Origin of the sequence: Citrobacter sp. Cs237, from assembly GCF_030332325.1 — a bacterium.
Taxonomy (GTDB): Bacteria; Pseudomonadota; Gammaproteobacteria; order Enterobacterales; family Enterobacteriaceae; genus Citrobacter_A; species Citrobacter_A sedlakii.
Genome location: NZ_JAOWIB010000108.1, coordinates 458,480 through 484,288 on the forward strand (window position 1 = coordinate 458,480; position 25,809 = coordinate 484,288).

Sequence of the window (25,809 nt, forward strand, 5' to 3'; positions counted from 1 at the left end):
TTCACAGTGCGTTGCGAATATAGCGTTTTTTCATACGAAGCGAAAATATGCCAACGATTCTCACCCACGCGACTGTCCCGCTCTGCCTCGGCTTAGGGCTGGGCACAAAAGTCATTCCCCCCCGTTTGCTGTTTGCCGGTATCGCGCTGGCGATGGTGCCGGACATGGATGTGCTCTCCTTTAAACTCGGCGTGGCCTACGGCGACGCGTTCGGCCATCGCGGCTTTACCCATTCGCTGCTGTTTGCTTTTGTGATGCCGATACTGTGCGTGCTCATTGGTCGACGTTGGTTGAAAGCCAGCCTGACGCGCTGCTGGCTGTTTCTTACGGTATCACTGCTGTCACACAGTTTACTGGATTCGATCACTACCGGCGGCAAAGGTGTCGGCTGGCTGTGGCCGTGGTCGGATGAACGCTTTTTTGCGCCGTGGCAGGTGATTAAGGTCGCGCCGTTCGCGCTATCGCGCTATGCCACGCCGTATGGCCATCAGGTGATATTCTCGGAACTGCTGTGGGTGTGGTTACCGGGGCTGATGCTAATGGGGATGTTGTGGTGGAAACGGCGATAAAAAGCCGGATAGCGACGCGTTACGTCTTATCCGGCCTGTAAATAACCTCAACCCGACAAACGTAAACGCCGCCGGGGATCTCCGTCTTACTTGCGACGCCAGGTGGTTCCCTGCGGTCCGTCTTCCAGGACGATACCCATTTCGTTCAGACGATCGCGCGCCGCATCCGCCGCCGCCCAGTCTTTCGCTTTACGGGCATCCAGACGCTGCTGGATCAACGCTTCGATTTGGGCTACTTCGCCGTCATCCGCCTGCGCGCCGCTTTGCAGGAACGCTTCCGGCTCCTGCTCCAGCAGACCGAGCACAGCAGAAATTTTACGCAGATGCGACGCCATGGCATTGGCGGCTGCCATATCTTCCCCTTTCAGACGGTTCACTTCGCGCGCCATGTCGAACAGCACCGAATAGGCTTCCGGCGTATTGAAGTCGTCGTTCATCGCCTCAATAAAGCGCGTTTCAAAGGCCTCGCCACCGGCAGGAGCGACGGTTTTATCCGTTCCGCGCAGCGCGGTGTACAGCCGCTCCAGCGCTGAACGCGCCTGCTTAAGGTTCTCTTCGCTGTAGTTCAGCTGGCTGCGGTAGTGACCGGACATCAGGAAGTAGCGCACCGTTTCCGCATCGTAGTATTTCAACACGTCGCGCACGGTGAAAAAATTACCCAGCGATTTAGACATCTTTTCGCGATCGACCATCACCATGCCGGAATGCATCCAGTAGTTCACGTATTCGCCGTCGTGCGCACAGGTGGACTGCGCGATTTCGTTTTCATGATGCGGGAACATCAGATCCGAACCGCCGCCGTGAATATCAAAATGATTACCCAGCTGTTTGCAGTTCATGGCCGAGCATTCAATATGCCAGCCAGGACGGCCTGCGCCCCACGGCGACGGCCAGCTCGGTTCGCCCTCTTTGGACATCTTCCACAGCACGAAGTCCATCGGGTTGCGTTTGACGTCAACCACGTCCACGCGCGCCCCGGCCTGCAACTGATCCAGATCCTGACGAGACAGCAGACCGTAGTTTGGGTCAGTCGGCACGTCGAACATCACGTCACCGTTGTCTGCGACGTAAGCGTGGCCTTTGGCAATCAGTTGCTCGGTGATCTCAATGATCTCGGCGATATGATGCGTCGCGCGTGGCTCCATGTCCGGGCGCAGAATATTCAGCGCATCAAAATCTTTGTGCATTTCCGCGATCATGCGATCGACAAGCGCCACGAAGCTTTCGCCGTTTTCATTAGCGCGTTTGATGATTTTGTCGTCGATATCAGTAATGTTGCGTACGTATTTCAGCGTGTAGCCCAGAAAACGCAGGTAACGCGCCACCACATCAAACGCGACGAAAGTACGGCCATGTCCGATATGACAGAGATCGTAAACGGTAATACCACACACGTACATGCCGACTTCCCCGGCATGAATAGGTTTGAATTCCTCTTTTTGGCGCGTCAGTGTATTAAAAATTTTTAACATTGAAGGTTCCGTGTAAGACATGTGTGGATCGTAAAGTCCGTATAATACCCATAATTCGGCATGGGATCAGCACACTTTGCAAGGTGATCACAGCCTGCGCTTATGCTATAACACACCCCTTACTCTGACCCTCATCGGGTTAAAGCACTTCTCTATCGGAACAGGATGCAAAAATGGTTACTTTCCACACTAATCACGGCGATATCGTAATCAAAACGTTTGATGATAAAGCGCCTGAAACAGTTAAAAACTTCCTGGACTACTGCCGCGAAGGTTTTTACAACAACACCATTTTCCACCGTGTGATTAACGGTTTCATGATTCAGGGCGGCGGTTTCGAACCTGGCATGAAGCAGAAAGCAACGAAAGAAGCGATCAAAAACGAAGCCAACAACGGTCTGAAAAACACCCGCGGTACGCTGGCGATGGCCCGTACTCAGGCTCCGCACTCTGCAACCGCGCAGTTCTTCATCAACGTCGTCGACAACGACTTCCTGAACTTCTCCGGCGAAAGCATGCAGGGCTGGGGTTACTGCGTATTTGCCGAGGTCGTTGAAGGCATGGACGTTGTGGATAAAATCAAAGGCGTCGCGACCGGTCGCAGCGGTATGCACCAGGACGTACCAAAAGAAGACGTGATCATCGAAAACGTGACCGTTAGCGAGTAATCGTGGCGACACTGTTTATTGCAGATCTTCATCTCTGCACGGAAGAACCGGCGATCACCGCCGGTTTTCTGCGTTTTTTAGCCGGAGAGGCCCGTCAGGCCGACGCGCTGTATATCCTCGGCGATCTGTTTGAAGCCTGGATCGGCGACGACGACCCTCTGCCTCTGCACCGGCAAATCGCGGCGGCAATCAAGGCGGTGGTTGACGCGGGCGTTCCTTGCTTCTTTATTCACGGCAACCGGGACTTTCTGCTTGGGAAACGCTTCGCGCGTGAAAGCGGAATGATCCTTTTGCCGCAGGAAAAGGTGCTCACGCTGTATGGCCGCCGGATACTGATTATGCATGGCGATACGCTGTGTACTGACGACCACGGTTATCAGGCGTTTCGCGCCAAAGTTCATCAGCGCTGGCTGCAAACGCTGTTTCTCGCCCTGCCGTTGTTTATTCGCAAACGGGTAGCCGCGAAAATGCGCGCGGGCAGCAAAGCCGCCAACAGCAGCAAATCGCTGGCCATCATGGACGTTAATCAAGATGCCGTTGTGGCCGGGATGGAAAAACATCAGGTGCAGTGGCTGATCCACGGGCACACCCACCGCCCGAACGTGCATACCCTTACCGCTAACGGCCAACCCGCGTTCCGCGTGGTGTTGGGTGCCTGGCACAGCGAAGGGTCGATGGTAAAAGTGACGCCGACAGACGTTAAACTGATCTCTTTCCCGTTTTAAATCTCCCCGCGAATTGCCAGCCTCATAAGTGACGCAACCGTTTTCCTTGGCGTATTTACATGCTATTCTCTGTGGCCTCAAAAGCAGCGTGTCCCGCACCACAGGAGTTTTCAGACGCATGTCTTCCCGCAATAACCCGGCGCGAGTCGCCATCGTGATGGGGTCCAAAAGCGACTGGGCTACCATGCAGTTCGCCGCCGAAATCTTCGATATTCTGAACGTCCCACACCACGTTGAGGTTGTCTCTGCGCACCGCACCCCCGATAAACTGTTCAGCTTCGCCGAAAGTGCGGAAGAACACGGCTATCAGGTGATTATCGCCGGCGCCGGCGGCGCGGCGCATCTGCCAGGCATGATTGCGGCGAAAACGCTGGTGCCGGTGCTGGGCGTTCCGGTACAAAGCGCAGCGCTGAGCGGCGTCGACAGCCTCTACTCCATCGTGCAAATGCCGCGCGGCATTCCGGTGGGCACGCTGGCGATAGGTAAAGCCGGCGCGGCAAACGCAGCGCTGTTGGCCGCCCAAATTCTGGCAACGCACGACGACGCGTTACGTCAGCGTTTGCACGACTGGCGCAAGGCGCAGACGGACGACGTCCTTGAGAATCCGGACCCGCGAGGTACGGCATGAAACAGGTCTGCGTACTGGGCAACGGTCAGTTAGGTCGAATGCTGCGTCAGGCCGGTGAACCGCTGGGTATCGCCGTCTGGCCGGTTGGGCTGGACGCGGAACCTGCCGCCGTCCCTTTTCAACAAAGCGTTATCACCGCAGAAATTGAGCGCTGGCCGGAAACGGCGCTGACCCGTGAACTGGCGCGTCATCCCGCGTTCGTCAACCGCGACGTCTTCCCGATTATTGCCGACCGCCTGACGCAAAAGCAGCTTTTTGACACGCTCAACCTGGCGACCGCGCCGTGGCAATTGCTGGCCGATAAAAAGGAATGGCCCGCGGTGTTTGAACGGCTGGGTGAACTGGCGATCGTGAAACGTCGCGTCGGCGGCTACGACGGCCGCGGCCAGTGGCGACTGCGCGCGACGGAAACCGACCAGCTTCCGGCCGACTGCTACGGCGAATGCATCGTTGAACAGGGCATCAACTTTTCCGCTGAAGTGTCGCTGGTTGGCGCTCGCGCCTTCGACGGCAGTACGGTGTTTTACCCGTTAACGCGCAACCTGCATCAGGACGGAATTCTGCGTACCAGCGTCGCTTTTCCCCAGGCCAATGCGAAACAACAGGCACAGGCCGAAGCGATGCTCTCCGCCATTATGCAGGAGCTGAACTACGTCGGCGTAATGGCGATGGAGTGTTTTGTCACGCCGGACGGCCTGTTGATTAACGAACTGGCGCCGCGCGTGCATAACAGCGGTCACTGGACGCAAAACGGCGCCAGCATCAGCCAGTTCGAGTTGCATTTGCGGGCCATTACCGGCCTGCCGATGCCAGCGCCGGTGGTAAACAGCCCGTCGGTGATGGTGAATCTGATTGGCAGCGAGCTGAATGCTGACTGGCTGAAGCTGCCGCTCGTGCACCTGCACTGGTATGACAAAGAGGTGCGTCCGGGGCGTAAAGTTGGCCACCTGAACCTGACCGACAGCGACACCGCGCGCCTGAGCGCAACGCTTGAAGCCCTCGCGCCGCTGCTTCCGCCGGAATACGCCAGCGGTATCGTCTGGGCGCAAAGCCAGCTCAACTAACACATTTAGTGCCAGGGGAAGGAAGTTTCCTTCCCCGTTTCCCCTCTACGCGCGTAAAATCCCCCCATTGCTGTTTTTGTCTTTTCAGGATTTCACATGAACGATGGAACGGACTATCGGGCGATCCTCGCCGCTGATACGCCCTTAATCGATGTCCGCGCGCCGGTTGAATTTCAGCAAGGCGCAATGCCCGGCGCTATCAATTTGCCCTTGATGGATGATGACGAGCGCGCCGCCGTCGGCACCTGTTACAAACGCCAGGGGCCGGACGCTGCGCTGGCGCTGGGTCATCAACGGGTCTGCGGCGAGAAACGCCAGCAGCGAATTGACGCCTGGCGCGCGGCCTGCGAAAAATACCCGCACGGCTATCTCTGCTGCGCGCGCGGCGGCCAGCGATCGCATATTACTCAACAGTGGCTGCGCGAGGCGGGCGTCGAGTACCCGCTGATCAAAGGCGGCTACAAAGCGCTGCGCCAGGCGGCGATACACATTACGGAAGAACAGGTCCAGAAACCAATGGTGCTTGTCGGCGGCTGCACAGGCAATGGCAAAACGCAGCTGGTCCAGCAGCGGCCTGATGGGGTCGATCTTGAAGGGCTCGCCCATCATCGCGGCTCCTCGTTTGGCCGCACGCTGGAACCGCAGCTCAGCCAGGCGAGTTTTGAAAACCTGCTGGCGGTGACGTTACTGCAAAAACAGGCGTCACGCTGGGTGCTGGAAGATGAAGGCCGGATGATCGGCTCAAACCATCTGCCGGAATGTCTGCGCCTCCGGATGACTCAGGCGAGCATCGCCGTGGTGGACGATCCGTTCGAACGCCGTCTTGAACGGTTGCGCGACGAGTATTTTATCCGTATGCACCATGATTTCACCCACGCATACGGGGACAAACAGGGCTGGCAGGAATATGGCGAGTATCTGCATCACGGGCTTTTCGCTATTCGCCGCCGTCTGGGTTTGCAACGCTTTGCCGAACTGACCGCAAAGCTTGACACCGCGCTGACGGAACAGCGTCGTACCGGTAGCACCGACGCCCATTTCAACTGGCTGGTGCCGCTGCTGGAAGAATATTACGACCCGATGTACCGCTATCAACTGGAGAAAAAAGCCGACAAGATTGTCTTTCGCGGGACGTTTGAAGAGGTGGCGGACTGGCTGCGCCATTAAAAGAGCCGGGCGGCGTTTTCGCCTTACCCGGCGCGCACAGTGCGGCGACACAGGCCGGATAAGACGCCACGCGTCGCTCTCCGGCACTGTCGCCGACTCAGAAGTCGTAACGCAGACGCACGAGGTTCATATCGCCCAGGTCATCGGTGCTGGAGGTGAAGACATGCTCGTAATCAACACGGAAACCATAGTCCAGTTGGAAGCTGATCCCCACGCCGTTATCGGTGCGCAGATAATCCCGGCCATTCACGTATTCAATACGGTCGCCCATAAAGTACGGCTGAATGGATTTCACCGCGTACTGGTTGATCGGGAAAGTGTAGCCCGCGAAGTATTCCAGACCCCAGGCATCACCAGCAAAGTAGTCGCTCACCGATACTTTTTTCGTGGTCATGAAGTTCTGGTACCAGCCGCCGCCCATTGAGAAGCTCCAGTTTTCCGGCGTCCAGCTCAATGCTGTACCCACAATGTTCTGATCGTACGTCTTGTTGCCGTTGCCGCGCATTTCTGCACGGGTGTAGTTCCACGCCGTACCCCAGCTTAGATCGTCAGTAATATGATAATCCGCACCCAGCGAGCCGCCGCCTTTACGCTTGTAGTTCAGGCCGTTGTTTGCGTTGTAGTCATCGCTGAACAGATAAGACGCGTAGAGATCAACATCGCCTACGGTTTTCTTGTATTTCAGCATTTTGCGTGAACGGTAGGAACCGTCGTAGTCGCCGTTGATCCCGTTACCCGGAGCCTGGCCTATCATGTCATAGTCCCAGATATCGGTTTTCGCGCCCACCACATCGTAGTAAATGCTGTTCTGTTGACCGAAAGTCAGCGTACCCCAGGTATCGCTTTTCAGACCGGTATACAGCATACGGCGGGTGGTGTCGTGCGCGCCTTCGGCGTAGTGGTTATCCCAGTTAAACTGCGCCGGAATATTCACGCCCAGCTCGTAGAAGCTGATCCAGCTAATGTCGTCAAACAGATAGTAATCTGCCGCGAAACGGAAACGGGTGCCGCCGTCAAAACCATTACGTTTATAACCGTTGGCGCCGTCATCGCCCGTCATATTCTGGAACTGGGGACGAATACTCCCGCCCACGGTGAAGTTTAGACGGCTCAGCGGGTTGCCCGCCTGGGGATCTTGTTTCAGAACAGTGATTTCCGCCTGAGAAGCGAAAGACATTAATGCCACTGCCGCGCCGATCGATGCCGCCAGCGCTGTTGTTTTTATAGTCATTATTTTTCCTTGATAGATTTCCTGCTAATTATTCAGCAATGGAATGTTAACCGGAATTACTACAGGCGTGTTGGCGGGTTTTTAATGATTTGTGCCGTTAAACGGCGCGGGCTTATCCATTTATGCTTTTAAAAAAGAGCGCGCCGGTATCTTCACCGGCGCGTCAGTCTCATACTGCTTAATTGCTAAACTGGCGGAACAGCGCCTTCCCCTTCAGTAACCGGATCCCCAACCAGCCGCCGCAGACGGAAAGCAGGAACGCGCCGCTAAGGGGTAAAACCGCCCACAATCGCCAGTCCGGCTGCCAGGGGAAATCAAAGACCCGGGTTTGCAACATTGCCAGCGCTGTTTCTGCGCCAATGGAGGCCACCAGCCCGGACACCAATCCCAGCATGGCAAATTCACACCATAAGGTGGTGCGCAGCAGTTTCTTGCCCGCCCCCAGCGTGCGCCAGACGACCAGTTCCTGATGGCGTTGCCGCATGCCAACCTGCACCTGCGCCAGCAACAGCAGGATGCCGCAGGCGGTAACCAGCACCACCATGACTTCCAGCGCCCGGCTCACCTGCTCCAGTACCTGGCCGACCTGCCGGAGAATAGCGCCGATATCCAGCAAGCTAACCGTCGGAAATTCGCGGTTAAGCTGAGTCAGCATTTCGTTGCCGTTTTCCCAACGAAAGCTGGTCAGCCAGCTTTGCGGCTGTCCGTCAAGCGCGCCGGACGGGAAGATAAAGAAGAAGTTTGGTCGCAAACTTTCCCAGTCCACCTTACGCAGACTGGTGACCTTTGCGCTGAACTGTTGGGTATCGCCCATAAAGGTCACGCTATCGCCCAGTGACACGTTCAACCGCTTCGCCAGCCCCTCTTCTATCGACACTTCGCCCTTTTTCGGCGGCCAGACGCCGGCGACAATCGGATTATGGCTGGGTCTGCTATCCTGCCATGTCAGATTCAGCTCGCGGTTTAGCGCTTCATCCGGATTACCTTCGGTCGATTTATCGTTAATGGCCGTCAGGCGCGCCCGGACAATAGGATAAAACGCTTCCGGGATCACCTGATGCTCCGAGAGAAAGGCCTTCACCTGCGGCACCTGTTCAGAAGCGATGTTGATCAGAAAATAGTTGGGGCTTTCCGGCGGCAGTTGCTGCTGCCAGCGATCCAGCAGATCGCCACGCAGCACCAGCAGTAGCGCCAGCAGCATAAACGACAGCGAGAATGCGGAAAGCTGGCTCAGGGTGGACCACGGCTGACGCAGCAGACGGCTAACGGCCAGACGCAGCGGCAACGACGAGAGCGTCAGGCCGCGCAGAACATTCAGCAGCATCCACCCCAGCACGCCGCACAGCAGCGCCAGTACCACCGCGCCCGCCAGCACCGCCCACAGCAGGGGACTGCCGCCCATTAATCCGGCGAGCAACAGCACAACGACAGCGGTGACGACCGGCAGATAAAACTTCAGCGGCCAGACATTCGCCACCGCGTCGCGACGCAGTACGCGCAGCGGCTGAGTCGCCAGCAGCAGACGATACGGACGCAGGCCCACCAGCAGCGAAATGACTATCATGGTGCCCAGCGCCCACAGCCACGGCCAGAGGCTGGCAGGCGGCAGTGCGGCAGGCAATACCGGCTTGAGCAGCACCATTAAGACCTTTTCAAACAGTAACCCTATCGCGCCTCCGGTGACGGCAGAAAGCGCCAGCACCATCAGCCACTGCCCGACGATCAGTTTGCGCAATTGCGCCCTGCCCGCGCCGAGGGTTTTCAGGATTGCCACTAAATCATAGCGGCTGCGGCAGTAATGGCTCATTGCCACCGCCACGGCGGCGACGGCCAACAGCAGGGTTAACAGCGCTGAAAGCAGTAAAAATTGCTGCGAACGCTCAAGGGATTTACCGAGCGCGCCTTCATCCTGCTCAAGACCATACCAACGATGCTCTGGTTTGAGCTGCGGCAGCAGCCATTTTTCGTAGTCGTCCAGCTGCTGCGCAGTACCGCCAAACTTGTAGCGCCAGGTAACGCGGCTGCCGGGCTGTACCGCACCGGTTTTTTCCACATCAGCAATGTTCATCATCAGCCGCGGCGCCATCTGGAATGGGTTAAAGCCTGAGTCCGGCTCCTGCACCACTTCACCGGCAATACGCAACGTGGCGTCGCCCACGTCAAGGGTATCGTCGATTTTCAGATTCAGCAGCGCCATCAGGCGCGGCGCGAGCAGCACCGACCCGGGCTGGGGCTTCAGCCCAGACGGGCGGGTTTCCAGCTTGCCGTACATCGGATAAAGGTCATCAACCGCCTTAACGTTAGCCAGTTGCGGCGTGTCTCCGGCAAACGTCATGGTGGCGAAAGTCAGTTGTTCCCCGACTTTTAGCCCGCGCTGACGCGCTTCGTCGATCCACGCCTGCGGGACCACGCGCGAACTACGCAGCGTCCGGTCGCCGGCCATAAACTCACGGCTTTGCTGGCTTAACCCTTTCTCCATTCGGTCGCTGATGCTGCCCAGCGCCAGCACACAGGCCACCGCCAGGCTTAGCGCCATCCAGACAATCAGTAACGACGGCGAGCGCCATTCGCGCCAGAACCAGCGTGCGATCATGCCTCCTCCTGCAACTGTCCGTTGACCAGTCGCAGACGCCTGTCGCAGCGCGCCGCCAGTTGGGGATCGTGGGTCACCAGGATCAACGTCGTCCCGTGTTCACGGTTCAGCGAAAACAGCAGATCGGCAATTTTGTCGCCAGTCTGTCGATCCAGGTTGCCGGTTGGTTCATCCGCAAACAGCACCTCCGGTCGTCCGTTAAACGCGCGCGCCAGCGCCACGCGCTGCTGTTCGCCGCCGGAAAGCTGGGCCGGAAGATGATCCAGACGCTTACCCAGCCCCAGTTGTTCCAGCAACGCTTTCGCGCCTTCCCGGGTTTTGCTGCTGGTTTCCCCACGCAGCAGCGCTGGCAGCTCGACGTTCTCCAGCGCGTTTAACGTCGGAATCAACATAAACGACTGGAAAACAAAGCCGACGTGCCTGGCGCGCAGTTGCGCCCGCGCTTCCTCGTCCATCTGGTGCAGCGGTTTACCCACCAGACTGACCTCGCCGCCGCTGCCGTCATCCAGTCCGGCGAGGATCGCCAGCAGCGTTGACTTACCCGAACCCGACTCGCCAATCAGGGCGATGGTCTCGGCGCGTTTGACAACCAGTTCAACTCCGGTAAGGATGGAAAGCTCATGCTCCCCCTGACCGACGGACTTCTTAAGATGATGAACTTCAACAATGTTTTCCGCTGGCATTTGCCCTTCCTGTTTTTGATCCTGTTTACCTGTCGGGCCGTGGCGGCTGACACGTTATTAATCCTCGGCGACAGCCTGAGCGCCGGCTATCGTATGTCTGCCAGCGCAGCCTGGCCTGCGCTGTTGAATGACAAATGGCAAGCAAAAACCACGGTTGTCAATGCAAGCATCAGCGGCGACACCTCCGGGCAAGCGCTGGCGCGGCTGCCTGCCTTGCTAAAACAACATCAACCGCGCTGGGTACTGGTTGAGCTTGGCGGTAACGACGGCCTGCGCGGTTTCGCCCCGGCGCAAACCGAACAGACGCTGCGCACCATTTTGCAAAAGGTGAAAGCCGCTAACGCCGAACCGCTGCTGATGCAAATTCGCCTGCCCGCAAACTACGGTCGCCGTTATAATGAAACCTTCAGCGCTGTTTATCCTAAGCTTGCCAGTGAGTTCGATATTCCTCTGTTACCCTTTTTTATGGAAGAGGTCTATCTGAAACCCCAATGGATGCAGGATGATGGTATTCATCCTAACCCAGAAGCTCAGCCGTTTATCGCTGACTGGATGGCGAAACAGCTGAGTCCTTTAGTAAATCATGAGTCATAACACAACGGAGATCCTGACAGGTAAAGTTATGCAAAAATCGGTCTTAATAACAGGATGTTCCAGCGGAATTGGCCTGGAAAGCGCGTTTGAACTTAAGCGCCAGGGCTTTCAAATTCTCGCAGGCTGCCGTAAACCTGAAGATGTCGCCCGCATGAATAGCATGGGCTTCACCGGCGTACAGATCGATCTCGACTCTCCTGAGAGTGTGGATCGCGCCGCCGATGAAGTGATCGCCCTGACCGATAACTGTTTGTTTGGGATCTTTAATAATGCCGGGTACGGCGTTTACGGTCCCCTGAGCACCATCAGTCGTGAGCAGATGGAGCAGCAATTTTCCGCCAACTTTTTTGGCGCTCACCAGCTCACAATGCGCTTATTACCGGCAATGCTGCCCCACGGCGAAGGGCGTATCGTCATGACCTCGTCGGTGATGGGGCTGATCTCCACGCCGGGACGCGGCGCTTACGCTGCCAGTAAATACGCGCTGGAAGCGTGGTCGGACGCGCTACGTATGGAGCTGCGCCACAGCGGAATTCACGTCAGCGTGATCGAGCCCGGCCCCATTCGTACCCGTTTTACCGAGAACGTTAACCAAACGCAAAGCGACAAACCGGTGGAAAATCCCGGCATTGCCGCCCGTTTTACCCTGGATCCTGAAGCGGTGGTCAATAAAGTGCGCCACGCGTTTGTCAGCGACAAACCTAAACTTCGCTATCCGGTCACGCTGGTCACCTGGGCCGTCATGCTGCTGAAACGTCTGCTGCCGGGGCGCCTGATGGACAAAATTTTGCGTGGGTGAGTTGAAGCGCGCGCGTCAGCCCCCATGTAAAAAAGAAATCGACAAAAGAGAGCAACTCCATGTCCGTACAGAATATTGTCAACATTAACGAATCGAACCTGCAGCAGACTTTAGAACAGTCGATGACCATACCGGTACTGTTCTATTTCTGGTCCGAGCGTAGCCAGCACTGTCTGCAACTGACGCCAGTGCTGGAAAGCCTGGCCGCGCAGTATAACGGCCAGTTTATCCTGGCGAAGCTCGACTGTGACGCCGAGCAGATGATCGCCTCCCAGTTTGGCCTGCGCGCGATCCCTACCGTTTACCTGTTCCAGAACGGTCAGCCGGTTGACGGTTTCCAGGGGCCGCAGCCGGAAGAAGCGATTCGCGCCCTGCTCGATAAAGTGCTGCCGCGTGAAGAAGAGTTGAAAGCCCAGCAGGCAATGCAACTGATGCAGGAGGGCAACTATATCGACGCGCTGCCCCTGCTGAAAGACGCCTGGCAGTTGTCTAACCAGAACGGTGAAATTGGTCTGCTGCTTGCGGAAACCCAGATTGCCCTGAACCGCACTGAAGAGGCCGAAGCGGTGCTCAAAACGATTCCTCTGCAGGACCAGGACACTCGCTATCAGGGACTGGTGGCGCAGATTGATTTGCTGAAACAGGCCGCCGACACGCCAGAGATTCAACAGCTCCAGCAACAGGTTGCCGATAACCCCCAGGATGCCGGACTGGCGGCGCAACTGGCGCTGCAACTGCATCAGGTGGGACGTAACGAAGAAGCGCTGGAACTGCTGTTCAGCCATCTGCGTCACGATCTCGCCGCGGCGGACGGACAGGTGCGTAAAATGTTCCAGGAAATTCTGGCCGCGCTTGGCACGGGTGATGCGCTGGCGTCGAAGTACCGTCGCCAGCTGTACGCACTGTTATATTAATTCCGCCTACAGTGCCCGGTGGCGCTACGTTTACCGGGCCTGCGGGTCAGAGATGCCCTTCCCCGCTCACGACTTTAAATGCGTCACCACCAGTTGGTGGCGCGAATTGTAGAATTTCCGATAGGTTAAATAACAGGCGATAATGGTTGACAGGCTCGCCGTCGAAAGCAGCATAAAGGTCACCATAATCTGGTATTTTATCGCTTTTACCGGATCGATCCCGGCAAAGATCAGCCCCGACATCATACCTGGCAAACTCACCAGCCCTACCGTTTTCGCCGAGTCAATCGTTGGGATCAGCGAAGCGCGAATGCTGTCGCGAATCAATCCGGCTGATGCCATTTTTGGCGTCGCGCCCAGGCTCAGTTTTTCCTGAATCTGCTGCCGCTCACTGCTAAATCGCTGTCCGAGATTGTTATAGCACAAGCCAACGGCGACCATCGCGTTCCCGGCAATCATCCCGGAGATCGGAATCACCTGCATGGGAATAAATTCAATCGACCCTGACAGCACCAGCACCGCCAGTGTTAAGCCTGCGCCCACGGTAATGGCAATAAATGAGGATACAAACGCTTTATCAATATATTTGCTGCGCTTCTGCGCGTTATACGCCGCGTTAAAACAGATAAATAGCACCATCACTAACGTCAGAACGGCGTGATTGACGGCGAAGATATATTTCAGGACATAGCCCACGATAATAAGCTGAACGACAGCGCGCCCGACGCTCCAGAGAATGTCCTTTTCCAGCGCCAGTTTCTCTTTGTGGCTGATCAGCATCGCCACCACCACCAGCATCATCGCCAGGGCCAGAGACGAATTGGTAATATTATGCTCGTTCATTACGCGTCTCCTGCATTTCACCGGCATGCGGCGTCAGGGTAATAATCGTATCCGCATGATCGATCTCATCTTTATCGTGAGTAACCCACAGCACCCCAATTTGCTTATCACGAGCGTAGCGATGGATCATTTCGTTGACGTTGCGCTTATTTTTTTCATCCAGCGCGCTGGTGATTTCATCAAGCAACAGCACCTGCGGTAAAAACTGTAGATTGCGGATTAGCGAGATACGCTGCTTTTCGCCGCCGGAAAGCGCGCTGATGTTTTTCTCCAGTAGCGTTTCCGAAAGGTCAAATCGCGCCAGATCGTCGACAAGCTGCTGTCGCTCCGGGCGCTTATTGCGGATTTCCCAGGGGAAGATCAAATTATCATACACGGTGTTGCCAAACAGCGTGGGCGTTTGCGTACAGTAAGAGACCTGCTGGCGATACGTTTCCGGGCTGAGCGTGGCGATGTCTTGACCCGCAAAAAGAATTTCCCCTTCGCTGGGGCTAAGTAACGACGCGATAATTTTCAGCAAGGTGCTTTTACCGCAGCCGGAAGGTCCGGTAATCAGTTTAAATTCGCCGGGGAGGAGGTTAAAGCGAATACCGCGCAGAATGGTTGTCTCCCCTGCCTGGTATCCCACGTTTTTGAGCTGAAGCAGAATGCCATTTTCTTTCATTGTGCGTCCATCTTTCCATTTTTTATCGGCAATGAGTGTATCTCTGTATGGAATAAGAGGGGAACTCCCTTTGATTAATCGGATATAATTTGTTTACGCTGGTAGCGATATATCATTTCAAGGACAGTGCAACAGGAGGTTTTTTTAATGCTTATTTTTATCCCTATTCTCATCTTTGTCGCCCTGGTGGTCGTTGGCGCGGGCGTAAAAATCGTACCGCAGGGGTATCAGTGGACAGTGGAACGTTTTGGCCGTTACACCAAAACGCTCCAGCCCGGCCTGAGCCTCGTTGTGCCGTTTATGGACCGCATTGGCCGCAAGATCAATATGATGGAACAGGTGCTGGACATTCCTTCCCAGGAAGTGATTTCCAAAGACAACGCCAATGTCACCATCGACGCCGTGTGTTTTATCCAGGTCATCGATGCTCCACGGGCGGCCTATGAGGTCAGTAACCTCGAACTGGCGATCATCAACCTTACGATGACCAACATCCGTACCGTTCTGGGTTCGATGGAGCTCGACGAAATGCTTTCCCAGCGCGACAGCATCAACTCGCGACTGCTGCATATTGTCGATGAGGCGACCAACCCGTGGGGCATCAAAGTCACACGTATTGAAATCCGCGACGTGCGTCCTCCGGCGGAGTTAATTTCCTCTATGAACGCGCAGATGAAAGCGGAGCGAACCAAGCGCGCCTATATTCTGGAAGCCGAAGGGGTACGCCAGGCGGAGATCCTCAAGGCCGAGGGGGAGAAACAGTCGCAGATCCTGAAAGCGGAAGGCGAACGCCAGTCGGCCTTCCTGCAGGCGGAAGCGCGTGAACGTTCCGCTGAAGCGGAAGCGCGGGCGACCAAAATGGTGTCCGAAGCGATTGCCGCCGGGGATATTCAGGCGGTTAACTACTTCGTGGCGCAGAAATATACCGAAGCGCTACAACAAATAGGCTCGTCCAGTAACAGTAAAGTGGTGATGATGCCGCTGGATGCCAGCAGTCTGATGGGCTCCATTGCAGGCATCACTGAACTGGTTAAAGACAGCGCCAGCGAACGGAAAAAATAATGATCGAGATGATAGCGGCGCATCCGCATATTTTCTGGCTCAGCCTCGGCGGCCTGCTGCTTGCCGCCGAAATGCTCGGCGGTAACGGCTACCTGCTGTGGAGCGGCGTGGCGGCAGTGATTACCGGTCTCACGGTATGGCTACTGCCGGTTGGTTGGGAGTGGCAGGGTGTGATGTTCGCGGTCTTAACCCTCCTCGCCGCCTGGCTATGGTGGAAATGGCTGGCGAAGCGTGTACGGGAGCAGAAACCCGCCGACCGCCAGTTAAACCAGCGCGGGCAGCAACTGGTGGGGCGCCGGTTTATGCTCGAGTCCGGGCTGGTCAATGGCCGCGGGCATGTGCGGGTCGGCGACAGCTCCTGGCCGGTCAGCGCCACGGAAGATCTGGCTGGCGGTACGTTAGTTGAAGTGATTGCCGTTGAAGGGATTACCCTGCATGTCAGAGCAATAACACGTTCGTAATTAACTCACCTTCCCTTGTGATGGCAGCAGCCGGAAAGATTATCGATAATCGGACAGTCGGCGCTGTCATCGCCGGGACAGGCGTCCGCCAGCGTCAGCAGTTGCTCGCGCATCGACTGTAACTCGCTGATGTGCCTTTCAATTTCCGCCACTTTTTCCAGCGTGCGCTTTTTCACATCCGCGCTATGGCGGGCCGGATCGTTGAACAGATTGACCAGTTCGCCACATTCTTCAAGGTTAAACCCAACCTGACGCGCCTGGCGCAGCAGCGTCAGCTCGTTCAGATGCTGTTGGCTGTAGGTCCGGTAGCCATTTTCACTGCGTAACGGCGGCGTCACCAGCCCCTTTTCTTCATAAAAGCGGATGGCTTTGCTGGTTAAACCGGTTTTTTTCGCGACATCGGATATATTCATGACTTCCCCCTTGACCTTCCCCTTGATGGAAGGTTTACCCTAAATAACAGTTAGCCCATCGAAGTGCAAGGGGCAATGCCTTTGCCCTGTAACAGAGGAGAGTTGTGATGCCACAAACCATCGACCTGACCCTGGACGGCCTGTCCTGCGGTCATTGCGTGAAACGCGTGAAAGAGAGCCTTGAGCAGCGCCCTGATGTTGACCAGGCGGAAGTAAGCATTACGGAAGCGCACGTCACCGGCACCGCCAGCGCCGACGCGCTTATCGAAACCATCAAGCAAGCCGGTTACGGCGCGGAGTTAAGCCACCCAAAGGCTAAACCGCTGGCGGAGTCATCAATCCCGTCGGAAGCACTGGCAGCGGTCCCTGATGAGCTTCCGGCAGCCACGGCTGAAGACGATAGCCAGCAGCTGCTGTTAAGCGGCATGAGCTGCGCCAGCTGTGTCTCCCGGGTTCAGAACGCGCTGCAAAGCGTACCGGGCGTCACGCAGGCACGGGTAAACCTTGCGGAACGCACTGCGCTGGTCATGGGCAGCGCGTCCGCCGCGGAATTAGTGCAGGCGGTGGAAAAAGCGGGCTACGGCGCCGAGGCGATTGAAGATGACGCCAAACGCCGCGAACGCCAGCAGGAAACCGCCATCGCCACCATGAAACGCTTTCGCTGGCAGGCGATTGTCGCCCTGCTGCTCGGTGTGCCAGTGATGGTCTGGGGCATGATCGGCGACAATATGATGGTCACCGACGACAACCGCAGCCTGTGGCTGGCGATCGGCCTGGCGACGCTGGCCGTTATGGTTTTCGCAGGCGGCCATTTCTACCGCAGCGCGTGGAAAAGCCTGCTGAACGGCACCGCCACGATGGATACGCTGGTCGCCCTCGGCACCGGCGTGGCGTGGCTCTATTCGATGAGCGTCAACCTGTGGCCGCAGTGGTTCCCAATGGAAGCGCGGCATCTCTATTATGAAGCCAGCGCGATGATCATCGGTCTGATTAACCTCGGACATATGCTGGAAGCCCGCGCGCGCCAGCGCTCGTCAAAAGCGCTGGAAAAACTGCTCGACCTCACACCGCCAACCGCCCGGATCGTCACCGACGAAGGCGAAAAAAGCGTCCCGCTGGCCGATGTCCAGCCAGGCATGCTACTGCGGCTCACCACCGGGGACCGCGTACCGGTTGACGGTGAAATCACCCAGGGTGAAGCGTGGCTGGATGAAGCGATGCTCACCGGGGAACCTGTCCCGCAGCAAAAAGGCGAAGGCGATAGCGTTCATGCCGGTACCGTCGTGCAGGACGGCAGCGTGCTGTTTCGCGCAAGCCGCACGGGGAGCCACACCACACTGTCACGCATCATTCGCATGGTGCGCCAGGCCCAGAGCAGCAAACCGGAAATCGGTCAGATGGCCGATAAAATCTCCGCGGTGTTCGTCCCGGTGGTAGTGGTTATTGCATTGGTAAGCGCCAGCATATGGTACTTCTTTGGCCCCGCGCCGCAAATTGTCTATACCCTGGTCATCGCGACAACGGTGCTGATCATCGCCTGTCCATGTGCGCTGGGGCTGGCAACGCCGATGTCGATCATTTCCGGCGTTGGGCGCGCCGCCGAATTTGGCGTTCTGGTTCGCGATGCCGATGCGCTACAGCGCGCCAGCACCCTGGATACGGTGGTCTTTGACAAAACCGGGACGCTGACCGAAGGCAAGCCGCAGGTTGTGGCGATCGCAACCTTTAACGGCGTTGATGACGCCATGGCGCTGCGTCTGGCGGCGGCGCTGGAACAAGGCTCCAGCCATCCGCTGGCCCGGGCGATCCTCGACAAAGCGGGCGAGGCAACGCTGCCGCAGGTTAACCGTTTCCGTACGTTGCGCGGGCTGGGCGTGAGCGGTGAAGCCGAAGGCCATACCCTGCTGCTGGGCAACCAGGCGCTGTTAAATGAGCAGCAGGTCGCCACGACGCTGATGGAGACCGAGATTGCCGCTCAGGCGTCACAAGGCGCCACGCCGGTTCTGCTGGCGATTGACGGTAAAGCGGCAGCGTTACTGGCTGTGCGCGATCCGCTGCGCAGCGACAGCGTCGCGGCGCTTCAGCGTCTTCATCGCGCCGGGTATCGTCTGGTGATGTTGACCGGGGACAACCCGACGACCGCTAACGCGATCGCGAAAGAAGCCGGGATCGACGAGGTGATCGCAGGGGTATTGCCGGACGGTAAAGCCGATGCCATTAAGCGTCTGCAGAGTCAGGGACGTCAGGTGGCGATGGTGGGCGACGGCATTAACGACGCCCCGGCGCTGGCGCAGGCAGATGTCGGTATCGCGATGGGCGGCGGCAGCGATGTGGCGATTGAAACCGCCGCCATCACCCTGATGCGCCATAGCCTGATGGGCGTCGCCGACGCGCTGTCGATCTCCCGCGCCACGCTGCGAAATATGAAGCAGAACCTGCTCGGCGCGTTTATTTATAACAGCATCGGTATTCCGGTCGCCGCCGGGATCCTCTGGCCCTTCACCGGTACTCTGCTGAATCCGGTGGTTGCCGGGGCGGCAATGGCGCTGTCATCCATTACCGTGGTGAGTAACGCGAACCGTCTGCTGCGTTTTAAACCAAAAGAGTAACGCGGATCGCTGACGCTTATCCGGTCTACACAGCCGTTTGTAGGCCGGATATGCCGCGCGCGCATCGTCATCCGACAATTCACGGTTTGCACCTTCTCAGGCCACGCGCTAGCATGAGTCTCTACTTAGGGAGGTCGCATGGATCTGTTGTACCGGGTAAAAAGGGTTTTCGCTGCGCTGCGCGGCCATCCGTATAGCTGGCCCGCCATTGACGTTTCGTTGCCCGGCCATCGCCACTTTCACCTGATTGGCAGTATTCATATGGGCAGCCGCGACATGTCGCCGCTGCCCGCCAGGCTACTCAAAAAGCTCAGAAACGCCGATGCGCTGATCGTTGAAGCCGATGTCTCCGGTAGCGACAGTCCGTTTGCCGACTTACCGGCGTTTGCCGCGCTGGAAGATCGCATCAGCGAAGACCAGTTGCGCAATCTGCACAGAGCGACCGACGAGCTGGGGATCTCCCCTTCCCTGTTTTCCACGCAGCCGCTGTGGCAGATTGCGATGGTGCTGCAGGCCACCCAGGCGCAACAGTTAGGATTACGGCCTGAGTACGGAATCGACTACCAGCTATTGCAGGCGGCCAAAAACGCGCAGATTCCGGTCATTGAACTGGAAGGCGCAGCCAGCCAGATTACGTTACTGAGCGAACTGCCGGACAACGGCCTGGCGTTGCTGGACGATACGCTGACGCACTGGCATACCAATGCCCGGCTGCTTCAGCAGATGATGAGCTGGTGGCTGAAAACGCCGCCGCAGGATAACGCGTTGACGCTGCCGAACACCTTTAGCGAATCGTTGTACGACGTACTGATGCACCAGCGCAACCTCGCCTGGCGGGATCGCCTGGCGGCGCTGCCCGCGGGACGCTATGTGGTTGCCGTCGGCGCGCTTCATCTGTATGGGGAAGGAAATTTACCGGCGCTGATGCGCTAAAAAAATGGCCAATATCGCTATTGGCCCGTCAAAGAGGAATTTCATCATTATTATTATGCCGCCGCTTTTTGCGACGGTGTATGTCGATTGTCGCTCAAACTCTGCATCCTGCCAATACAATTGCGCAAGATGGTACTATTTTTTAGACAGTCGTCAGGGGTATGCTTTTGTTGAATTATCTCCGAGCAAGGATTCGTAGTTATGACACCCGCCGTTAAATTACTCGAAAAAAACAAAATTTCCTTTCAGATCCACACCTACGATCACGATCCTGGCGAAACGAACTTTGGCGACGAAGTGGTGCGTAAACTGGGACTGAATGCGGATCAGGTTTATAAAACGTTACTGGTCGCTGTAAACGGAGACATGAAGCACCTGGCCGTTGCGGTCACGCCGGTTGCCGGTCAACTGGATCTAAAAAAAGTGGCGAAAGCGCTGGGGGCAAAAAAAGTCGATATGGCTGACCCGATGGTTGCGCAACGTACTACGGGGTATCTGGTGGGCGGCATTAGCCCACTCGGACAGAAAAAGCGGTTGCCGACGCTGATAGATGCGCCCGCACAAACGTTCCCGACCATTTACGTATCCGGCGGCAAGCGCGGGCTGGATATCGAACTGGCGGCAAACGATTTGGCCGCCATTCTGGACGCTAAGTTCGCCGACATTGCGCGTCGGGATTAAACCCGTTGTCAGCCCGGCGGCATAGCGTCACCGGGCAAGCAGATTTAAAAAATCACCTCATTGCCAGGCGCATACGCACCGGCATCCAGCGGTGAATTTTTCTGGATATATTCTTTCAGCACTTCCGCATCGATGAAGCCGGTGTTGACGTAGCCCGGCTTATTATCCAACCGCGGATAACCATCCCCGCCCGTGGCGTTAAAGCTCAGCGTCGCCATCCGGTAGGTTTTGGCCGGATCGATCGCTTCCCCTTTGATTTTGAGATCGTTTAGCTTACCGTCTTTCGCCACAAAGCTGACGTTAGCAAACTGCGGATACGCGCCGGAATCCGGCTTCATTTGCGCTACGGCGGTCAGGTATTCAATGACCTCTTTGCCGCTCATATCGGCGTATACCACAATGTTGCCAAACGGCTGCACCTTCAGGACGCTTTTATACGTGATGTCGCCCTCTTCAATCGAGTCGCGAATGCCACCGCCGCTCATCACCGCGAAATCCGCGCCGGTGCGCGCCATTTGCGCGGCCAGGATCAGACGGCCCATATTGGTTTGCTCGAAGCGCACTTTGCTGCGATCGCCTTCCAGACGAGCATTCACCGAGCCGATTTTGACATCCAGTTGCGCTTTGCCTTTATTCTGAAATGGCGTCAGCAGCGAGAGCATCTGCGGGTTTTCGGCTATTTCCGGTGTGTAAAGCACGCGCTCACTTTTCCCGTCTTCCCAGGTGACTTTCTTCTTCAGGTTCACCGGAATGAGCTGGTAGTTGACCATTTTCATTTCACCGTTACGGAACTCAAAGTCCGCGCGGCCTACGTATTTGCCCCATTCATGCGCCTGTACGATCCAGATGCCGTTCTGCTTATCCGGTGCGCAAGGCGTTCCCGGAACATAATCGACCTGCTTTTTGTTTTCTGACGCCATGCACACGGGGTCTTGCGAGTGACCGCCTACAATCATCGCCAGCGAACCGGCAGGCAGGCTGCGCGCCATTTCGACGTCGCCCGGCGCATTGGAGCCGTGATTGCCGTTATCGTAGTGCCCCATGTGGGTCGTCGCGATAATCACATCCGGCTTCTCGTTCATTTGCAGTTCCTGAATCACCAGCTTCGCTTCATCCGCGGGCTTACGGAACTCAATATCCGTAAAGAATTCAGGGTTGCCAATTTTCGCCGTGTCGTCGGTGGTTAAACCGATAACCGCAATTTTCAGATCCTGACGCTTAAAAATCGCCCAGGGTTTAAACAGACGTTCACCGGTGCTTTTCTGGTAAATATTGGCGGAAAGAAACGGAAACTTCGCCCACTTTTCCTGCTGGCGTAAAACAGTGAGCGGATTATCGAATTCGTGATTGCCGACGGCCATTGCATCATAGCCAATCAAATTCATGCCGCGAAAGTCGGGTTCGGCATCCTGCAGATCGGACTCCGGCACGCCAGTATTGATATCGCCGCCGGAGAGCAGCAGCAGGCTTCCGCCCTCTTCCGCCACTTCGTGACGAATACCATCCACCAGCGTTTTTTGCGCAGACAGGCCATATTCGCCGTATTCACTGCGCCAGAAATGGCCGTGATGATCGTTGGTGTGCAGGATGGTGATTTTGTAAGTTTTATCCTTTTCATATGCCTGCACGGGCTGGCTGACCAGCGCCCAGGTTGCCAGCAACGCCAGTGCGACGCCACGTTTCATAAACTTCATTTTTTCTCTCCCTGACCCAGGACAAATGCAGAAATTACAGCGAGTAATGAGAATAAACAAATAAGTTTTCAGAAATGCGACTTTCTTCAAAACTCAGTCACAGGTATGTTAGGCGGATAATAATTACTCCCTGCACTTCAATAACTATAGACGTGGTACTTATGGCAATCAGTGAAACCTCTCAGCCAGCGTCGCTGCCGAAAGGGCGGACGTCATTTGGCATTTTAGGGGCCATCAGCCTCTCGCACTTACTTAACGATATGATCCAGTCGCTGATTCTGGCGATTTACCCACTGCTTCAGTCAGAATTTTCGCTGACGTTTATGCAGATTGGCATGATCACCCTTACCTTTCAACTGGCCTCGTCGCTGTTGCAGCCGGTTGTCGGTTACTGGACCGATAAATATCCCATGCCGTGGTCGCTCCCCATTGGAATGTGTTTCACCCTTAGCGGACTGGTTCTGTTGGCGATGGCGGGCAGCTTTGGCGCCGTTTTGTTGGCGGCAGCGCTGGTAGGGACAGGTTCATCGGTCTTCCATCCGGAATCCTCGCGCGTGGCGCGCATGGCCTCCGGCGGACGTCACGGCCTTGCCCAGTCGATCTTCCAGGTGGGCGGCAACTTTGGTAGCTCGTTAGGGCCGCTGCTGGCGGCAGTGATTATCGCCCCTTACGGTAAAGGCAACGTCGCGTGGTTTGTGCTGGCCGCTCTGCTGGCGATTGTCGTGCTGGCGCAAATCAGTCGCTGGTACGCCGCGCAGCATCGAATGAGCAAAGGAAAACCTAAAGCCAGCGTTATCAATCCGCTACCGCGCAACAAAGTCGTACTCGCGGTAAGCGTCCTGCTGGTGCTGATTTTTTCGAAATACTTCTATATGGCGAGCATCAGCAGCTATTACACCTTTTATCTGATGCAAAAATTCGGATTATCGGTACAAAACGCGCAGCTTCATCTGTTTGCGTTTCTGTTTGCGGTCGCTGCCGGGACGGTTATTGGCGGGCCTGTCGGCGATAAAATCGGTCGAAAATATGTGATTTGGGGGTCTATCCTCGGCGTAGCGCCGTTTACATTGATTTTACCCTATGCCACGCTCTACTGGACGGGGATTTTAACGGTGATCATTGGTTTTATTCTTGCCTCGGCGTTTTCTGCCATTCTGGTGTATGCCCAGGAACTGTTACCCGGCCGTATCGGCATGGTTTCTGGTCTGTTTTTCGGCTTCGCTTTCGGAATGGGCGGACTTGGCGCGGCGGTATTAGGGTTAGTTGCCGACCATACCAGTATCGATTTAGTTTATAAAATCTGCGCTTTCCTGCCGCTTCTCGGGATATTGACCATATTCTTACCTGATAACCGACCTAAAGCCTGAGTTTACCGCGGCTAAAGCTAAACTTTAGCCGCGCCCCAGACCAGTTATCATAAGCGTTTGCTCTGCCTGTCCTCAGTCCCTTTTCCGATCCGTGCCTTTTTTGCGCCAGATTGCAGTTTTCTTCAAAATTCAACAATTATTCATAAACATGATAATGAAAATTGTCATAAACTATTACGTGGAATTTGTGGACATCAGCTACCAAAGGAGACGGAATGCATCACGCCACCCCGCTTATCACCACCATTGTTGGCGGCCTTGTGCTCGCTTTTATTCTCGGCATGCTTGCCAATAAACTGCGTATTTCTCCTCTGGTGGGATATCTGTTAGCGGGCGTTCTGGCCGGTCCATTTACCCCTGGTTTTGTGGCTGATACCCAACTGGCGCCGGAACTCGCCGAACTGGGGGTTATCCTGCTGATGTTCGGCGTTGGCCTACATTTCTCGCTCAAGGATTTGATGGCGGTAAAGTCCATCGCCATTCCCGGCGCGATCGCCCAGATAGCCGTGGCGACGCTGCTGGGTATGGCGCTTTCCGCAGTGATGGGCTGGTCGTTGATGACCGGCATCGTCTTTGGGCTGTGTCTGTCGACCGCCAGTACCGTGGTGCTGCTGCGCGCGCTTGAGGAGCGTCAACTGGTTGACAGCCAGCGCGGGCAGATCGCTATCGGCTGGCTGATTGTCGAAGATCTGGTGATGGTGCTGACGCTGGTGCTTCTGCCTGCAGTGGCCGGAATGGTGGAAAAAGGCAACGTCGGTTTCGCCTCGCTGGCGGTCGATATGGGCATTACCATCGGCAAGGTCGTGGCATTCATCGCCATTATGATGTTGGTGGGTCGCCGCCTGGTGCCATGGATTATGGCCCGCAGCGCCGCCACCGGCTCCCGCGAGCTGTTTACGTTATCCGTTCTGGCGCTGGCGTTAGGCATCGCCTTTGGCGCGGTGGAGCTGTTTGACGTCTCCTTCGCCCTCGGCGCGTTCTTTGCCGGCATGGTGTTGAATGAATCAGAACTGAGCCACCGCGCGGCGCACGATACGCTGCCTTTGCGCGACGCGTTTGCCGTACTGTTCTTCGTTTCCGTCGGTATGCTGTTCGACCCGATGATCCTTGTGCAACAACCGCTGGCGGTGCTTGCCACGCTGGCTATCATCATCTTCGGTAAGTCGGTCGCCGCCTTCCTGCTGGTGCGTCTGTTTGGGCATTCGCCGCGTACCGCACTGACCATTGCCGCCAGCCTGGCGCAGATTGGCGAATTCGCCTTTATTCTTGCAGGTCTGGGGATGGCGCTGAATCTGCTGCCCCAGGAAGGGCAGAATCTGGTGCTGGCCGGCGCGATCCTGTCAATAATGCTAAACCCAATACTGTTTGCGCTGCTGGAAAAATATCTGGCGAAAACCGAAACGCTGGAAGAGCAGACGCTGGAAGAAGCGATCGAAGAAGAGAAGCAAATTCCGGTGGATATCTGCAACCACGCGCTGCTGGTAGGCTTTGGCCGCGTCGGCAGCCTGCTTGGCGAGAAACTGATGGCGGCGGATATACCGCTGGTGGTGATTGAAACGTCACGAACCCGCGTGGATGAACTGCGCGAGCGTGGGATCCGCGCGGTGCTGGGCAATGCCGCCAACGAAGAAATCATGAATCTGGCGCATCTGGACTGCGCGCGCTGGCTCATCCTTACTATCCCGAACGGCTACGAAGCGGGTGAAATCGTGGCGTCTGCCCGTGAGAAATGCCCGAACATTGAGATTATCGCCCGCGCGCACTATGACGATGAGGTGGAGTACATTACCGAGCGCGGGGCGAATCAGGTGGTGATGGGCGAACGTGAAATCGCCCGGACGATGCTGGAACTGCTGGAAACGGGGCCAGCAGGTGATGTGGTGCCGGGTTAATCCTGAATCCTGAATGTCACCCTGCCGGATGGCGGCGTCATGCCTTGTCCGGCCTACAGCGCCTGGTACTCTACGCAGGCCCG

The 25,809-nt window shown here is 56.5% G+C and carries 24 protein-coding genes; 16 read left to right on the plus strand and 8 right to left on the minus strand.

What is annotated here, in order from left to right:
• Window positions 1-47 precede the first annotated feature (47 nt).
• Window positions 48-569 (plus strand): metal-dependent hydrolase, encoded by a 522-nt coding sequence (locus OGY07_RS19380; RefSeq protein ID WP_286602584.1) that lies wholly within the window; start codon window positions 48-50, stop codon window positions 567-569.
• Between the two features lie 86 nt (window positions 570-655).
• On the opposite strand, the gene cysS is transcribed toward OGY07_RS19380, so the two are convergent.
• A complete protein-coding gene (cysS, locus tag OGY07_RS19385; RefSeq protein WP_042285746.1) occupies window positions 656-2,041 on the minus strand; it encodes a cysteine--tRNA ligase in 1,386 nt (461 codons plus the stop codon).
• A gap of 173 nt (window positions 2,042-2,214) precedes the next feature.
• Between cysS and ppiB the strand changes: the two genes are divergently transcribed.
• The 5 genes from ppiB to mnmH all read left to right on the plus strand — a co-directional run bounded on the left by ppiB (window position 2,215) and on the right by mnmH (window position 6,293).
• A complete protein-coding gene (ppiB, locus tag OGY07_RS19390; protein ID WP_012904905.1) occupies window positions 2,215-2,709 on the plus strand; it encodes a peptidylprolyl isomerase B in 495 nt (164 codons plus the stop codon).
• A 2-nt stretch (window positions 2,710-2,711) separates the two neighbouring features.
• Window positions 2,712-3,434, plus strand: coding sequence for a UDP-2,3-diacylglucosamine diphosphatase (gene lpxH, locus OGY07_RS19395; RefSeq protein WP_286602588.1), 723 nt, complete (start codon window positions 2,712-2,714; stop codon window positions 3,432-3,434).
• Between the two features lie 118 nt (window positions 3,435-3,552).
• Window positions 3,553-4,062 (plus strand): 5-(carboxyamino)imidazole ribonucleotide mutase, encoded by a 510-nt coding sequence (gene purE, locus OGY07_RS19400; protein WP_042285752.1) that lies wholly within the window; start codon window positions 3,553-3,555, stop codon window positions 4,060-4,062.
• A complete protein-coding gene (purK, locus tag OGY07_RS19405) occupies window positions 4,059-5,126 on the plus strand; it encodes a 5-(carboxyamino)imidazole ribonucleotide synthase (RefSeq protein WP_042285754.1) in 1,068 nt (355 codons plus the stop codon). Before purE ends, purK begins: the two co-directional genes overlap by 4 nt.
• Window positions 5,127-5,222: 96 nt before the next feature.
• Window positions 5,223-6,293 (plus strand): tRNA 2-selenouridine(34) synthase MnmH, encoded by a 1,071-nt coding sequence (gene mnmH / locus OGY07_RS19410; protein ID WP_060569035.1) that lies wholly within the window; start codon window positions 5,223-5,225, stop codon window positions 6,291-6,293.
• 97 nt (window positions 6,294-6,390) lie between these two features.
• On the opposite strand, the gene OGY07_RS19415 is transcribed toward mnmH, so the two are convergent.
• From OGY07_RS19415 to ybbA, 3 genes are all read right to left on the minus strand, one after another.
• The gene (locus OGY07_RS19415; protein ID WP_286602592.1) at window positions 6,391-7,524 is read right to left on the minus strand and encodes a porin; all 1,134 of its coding nucleotides are present in this window, start codon (window positions 7,522-7,524) and stop codon (window positions 6,391-6,393) included.
• A gap of 178 nt (window positions 7,525-7,702) precedes the next feature.
• Entirely contained in the window at window positions 7,703-10,117 is a 2,415-nt protein-coding gene (ybbP, locus tag OGY07_RS19420; protein ID WP_286602594.1) for a putative ABC transporter permease subunit YbbP, read from the minus strand.
• Entirely contained in the window at window positions 10,114-10,800 is a 687-nt protein-coding gene (gene ybbA, locus OGY07_RS19425; RefSeq protein ID WP_199956489.1) for a putative ABC transporter ATP-binding protein YbbA, read from the minus strand. Before ybbA ends, ybbP begins: the two co-directional genes overlap by 4 nt.
• Here ybbA and tesA point away from each other — a divergent pair.
• Genes tesA through OGY07_RS19440 form a run of 3 tightly spaced genes read left to right on the plus strand, consistent with a single transcriptional unit; the run spans window position 10,771 to window position 13,107 of the window.
• Window positions 10,771-11,394: a multifunctional acyl-CoA thioesterase I/protease I/lysophospholipase L1 gene (gene tesA, locus OGY07_RS19430; RefSeq protein ID WP_042286206.1), complete on the plus strand. Its 624-nt coding sequence runs from the start codon at window positions 10,771-10,773 to the stop codon at window positions 11,392-11,394. The two genes, ybbA and tesA, sit on opposite strands and share 30 nt — an antisense overlap.
• The gene (locus OGY07_RS19435) at window positions 11,384-12,193 is read left to right on the plus strand and encodes an SDR family oxidoreductase (protein ID WP_120714857.1); all 810 of its coding nucleotides are present in this window, start codon (window positions 11,384-11,386) and stop codon (window positions 12,191-12,193) included. Before tesA ends, OGY07_RS19435 begins: the two co-directional genes overlap by 11 nt.
• Before the next feature lie 59 nt (window positions 12,194-12,252).
• The gene (locus tag OGY07_RS19440; protein ID WP_199956491.1) at window positions 12,253-13,107 is read left to right on the plus strand and encodes a co-chaperone YbbN; all 855 of its coding nucleotides are present in this window, start codon (window positions 12,253-12,255) and stop codon (window positions 13,105-13,107) included.
• A 66-nt stretch (window positions 13,108-13,173) separates the two neighbouring features.
• Here OGY07_RS19440 and fetB read toward each other — a convergent pair whose 3' ends face one another.
• A complete protein-coding gene (gene fetB, locus OGY07_RS19445) occupies window positions 13,174-13,950 on the minus strand; it encodes an iron efflux ABC transporter permease subunit FetB (protein WP_205612845.1) in 777 nt (258 codons plus the stop codon).
• Window positions 13,937-14,614: an iron efflux ABC transporter ATP-binding subunit FetA gene (fetA, locus tag OGY07_RS19450; protein ID WP_060569038.1), complete on the minus strand. Its 678-nt coding sequence runs from the start codon at window positions 14,612-14,614 to the stop codon at window positions 13,937-13,939. The genes fetB and fetA overlap by 14 nt, the downstream gene beginning before the upstream one ends.
• 147 nt (window positions 14,615-14,761) lie before the next feature.
• Here fetA and OGY07_RS19455 point away from each other — a divergent pair, with 147 nt between their 5' ends.
• Window positions 14,762-15,676, plus strand: coding sequence for an SPFH domain-containing protein (locus OGY07_RS19455; RefSeq protein WP_042285781.1), 915 nt, complete (start codon window positions 14,762-14,764; stop codon window positions 15,674-15,676).
• A complete protein-coding gene (locus OGY07_RS19460; protein WP_042285783.1) occupies window positions 15,676-16,137 on the plus strand; it encodes an NfeD family protein in 462 nt (153 codons plus the stop codon). Before OGY07_RS19455 ends, OGY07_RS19460 begins: the two co-directional genes overlap by 1 nt.
• Window positions 16,138-16,142: 5 nt before the next feature.
• Here OGY07_RS19460 and cueR read toward each other — a convergent pair whose 3' ends face one another.
• On the minus strand, window positions 16,143-16,550 hold the full coding sequence (cueR, locus tag OGY07_RS19465) for a Cu(I)-responsive transcriptional regulator (RefSeq protein WP_042285786.1): 408 nt from the start codon (window positions 16,548-16,550) through the stop codon (window positions 16,143-16,145).
• Between the two features lie 107 nt (window positions 16,551-16,657).
• On the opposite strand from cueR, the gene copA reads away from it, so the two are divergent.
• From copA to ybaK, 3 genes are all read left to right on the plus strand, one after another.
• Window positions 16,658-19,159, plus strand: coding sequence for a copper-exporting P-type ATPase CopA (copA, locus tag OGY07_RS19470; RefSeq protein WP_286602603.1), 2,502 nt, complete (start codon window positions 16,658-16,660; stop codon window positions 19,157-19,159).
• Window positions 19,160-19,297: 138 nt separating this feature from the next.
• Complete coding sequence (locus OGY07_RS19475) at window positions 19,298-20,092, plus strand: TraB/GumN family protein (protein WP_060569041.1); 795 nt, start codon at window positions 19,298-19,300, stop codon at window positions 20,090-20,092.
• Window positions 20,093-20,293: 201 nt separating this feature from the next.
• Entirely contained in the window at window positions 20,294-20,773 is a 480-nt protein-coding gene (ybaK, locus tag OGY07_RS19480) for a Cys-tRNA(Pro)/Cys-tRNA(Cys) deacylase YbaK (RefSeq protein WP_042285792.1), read from the plus strand.
• 44 nt (window positions 20,774-20,817) lie between these two features.
• On the opposite strand, the gene ushA is transcribed toward ybaK, so the two are convergent.
• Window positions 20,818-22,467 carry a bifunctional UDP-sugar hydrolase/5'-nucleotidase UshA gene (ushA, locus tag OGY07_RS19485; protein ID WP_060569042.1) on the minus strand — a complete coding sequence of 550 codons (1,650 nt, stop codon included), beginning with the start codon at window positions 22,465-22,467 and terminating at the stop codon, window positions 20,818-20,820.
• Between the two features lie 161 nt (window positions 22,468-22,628).
• Between ushA and OGY07_RS19490 the strand changes: the two genes are divergently transcribed.
• The gene (locus OGY07_RS19490) at window positions 22,629-23,834 is read left to right on the plus strand and encodes an MFS transporter (RefSeq protein ID WP_042285796.1); all 1,206 of its coding nucleotides are present in this window, start codon (window positions 22,629-22,631) and stop codon (window positions 23,832-23,834) included.
• 215 nt (window positions 23,835-24,049) lie between these two features.
• Complete coding sequence (gene ybaL, locus OGY07_RS19495; protein WP_042285798.1) at window positions 24,050-25,726, plus strand: YbaL family putative K(+) efflux transporter; 1,677 nt, start codon at window positions 24,050-24,052, stop codon at window positions 25,724-25,726.
• Window positions 25,727-25,809: the final 83 nt, after the last annotated feature.

Excerpts from the sequence above, each read along its gene's own strand:
- ppiB (WP_012904905.1), top strand. The coding sequence starts at position 2,215 with ATGGTTACTTTCCACACTAATCACGGCGATATCGTAATCAAAACGTTT.
- OGY07_RS19455 (WP_042285781.1), top strand. The coding sequence starts at position 14,762 with ATGCTTATTTTTATCCCTATTCTCATCTTTGTCGCCCTGGTGGTCGTT.
- copA (WP_286602603.1), top strand. The coding sequence starts at position 16,658 with ATGCCACAAACCATCGACCTGACCCTGGACGGCCTGTCCTGCGGTCAT.
- tesA (WP_042286206.1), top strand. The coding sequence starts at position 10,771 with ATGAACTTCAACAATGTTTTCCGCTGGCATTTGCCCTTCCTGTTTTTG.
- fetA (WP_060569038.1), bottom strand. The coding sequence starts at position 14,614 with ATGAAAGAAAATGGCATTCTGCTTCAGCTCAAAAACGTGGGATACCAG.
- OGY07_RS19475 (WP_060569041.1), top strand. The coding sequence starts at position 19,298 with ATGGATCTGTTGTACCGGGTAAAAAGGGTTTTCGCTGCGCTGCGCGGC.
- ybbA (WP_199956489.1), bottom strand. The coding sequence starts at position 10,800 with ATGCCAGCGGAAAACATTGTTGAAGTTCATCATCTTAAGAAGTCCGTC.
- cysS (WP_042285746.1), bottom strand. The coding sequence starts at position 2,041 with ATGTTAAAAATTTTTAATACACTGACGCGCCAAAAAGAGGAATTCAAA.
- ushA (WP_060569042.1), bottom strand. The coding sequence starts at position 22,467 with ATGAAGTTTATGAAACGTGGCGTCGCACTGGCGTTGCTGGCAACCTGG.
- cueR (WP_042285786.1), bottom strand. The coding sequence starts at position 16,550 with ATGAATATATCCGATGTCGCGAAAAAAACCGGTTTAACCAGCAAAGCC.
- OGY07_RS19415 (WP_286602592.1), bottom strand. The coding sequence starts at position 7,524 with ATGACTATAAAAACAACAGCGCTGGCGGCATCGATCGGCGCGGCAGTG.
- mnmH (WP_060569035.1), top strand. The coding sequence starts at position 5,223 with ATGAACGATGGAACGGACTATCGGGCGATCCTCGCCGCTGATACGCCC.
- ybbP (WP_286602594.1), bottom strand. The coding sequence starts at position 10,117 with ATGATCGCACGCTGGTTCTGGCGCGAATGGCGCTCGCCGTCGTTACTG.
- OGY07_RS19380 (WP_286602584.1), top strand. The coding sequence starts at position 48 with ATGCCAACGATTCTCACCCACGCGACTGTCCCGCTCTGCCTCGGCTTA.
- OGY07_RS19440 (WP_199956491.1), top strand. The coding sequence starts at position 12,253 with ATGTCCGTACAGAATATTGTCAACATTAACGAATCGAACCTGCAGCAG.
- ybaL (WP_042285798.1), top strand. The coding sequence starts at position 24,050 with ATGCATCACGCCACCCCGCTTATCACCACCATTGTTGGCGGCCTTGTG.
- OGY07_RS19435 (WP_120714857.1), top strand. The coding sequence starts at position 11,384 with ATGAGTCATAACACAACGGAGATCCTGACAGGTAAAGTTATGCAAAAA.
- OGY07_RS19490 (WP_042285796.1), top strand. The coding sequence starts at position 22,629 with ATGGCAATCAGTGAAACCTCTCAGCCAGCGTCGCTGCCGAAAGGGCGG.
- OGY07_RS19460 (WP_042285783.1), top strand. The coding sequence starts at position 15,676 with ATGATCGAGATGATAGCGGCGCATCCGCATATTTTCTGGCTCAGCCTC.
- fetB (WP_205612845.1), bottom strand. The coding sequence starts at position 13,950 with ATGAACGAGCATAATATTACCAATTCGTCTCTGGCCCTGGCGATGATG.
- purK (WP_042285754.1), top strand. The coding sequence starts at position 4,059 with ATGAAACAGGTCTGCGTACTGGGCAACGGTCAGTTAGGTCGAATGCTG.
- ybaK (WP_042285792.1), top strand. The coding sequence starts at position 20,294 with ATGACACCCGCCGTTAAATTACTCGAAAAAAACAAAATTTCCTTTCAG.
- purE (WP_042285752.1), top strand. The coding sequence starts at position 3,553 with ATGTCTTCCCGCAATAACCCGGCGCGAGTCGCCATCGTGATGGGGTCC.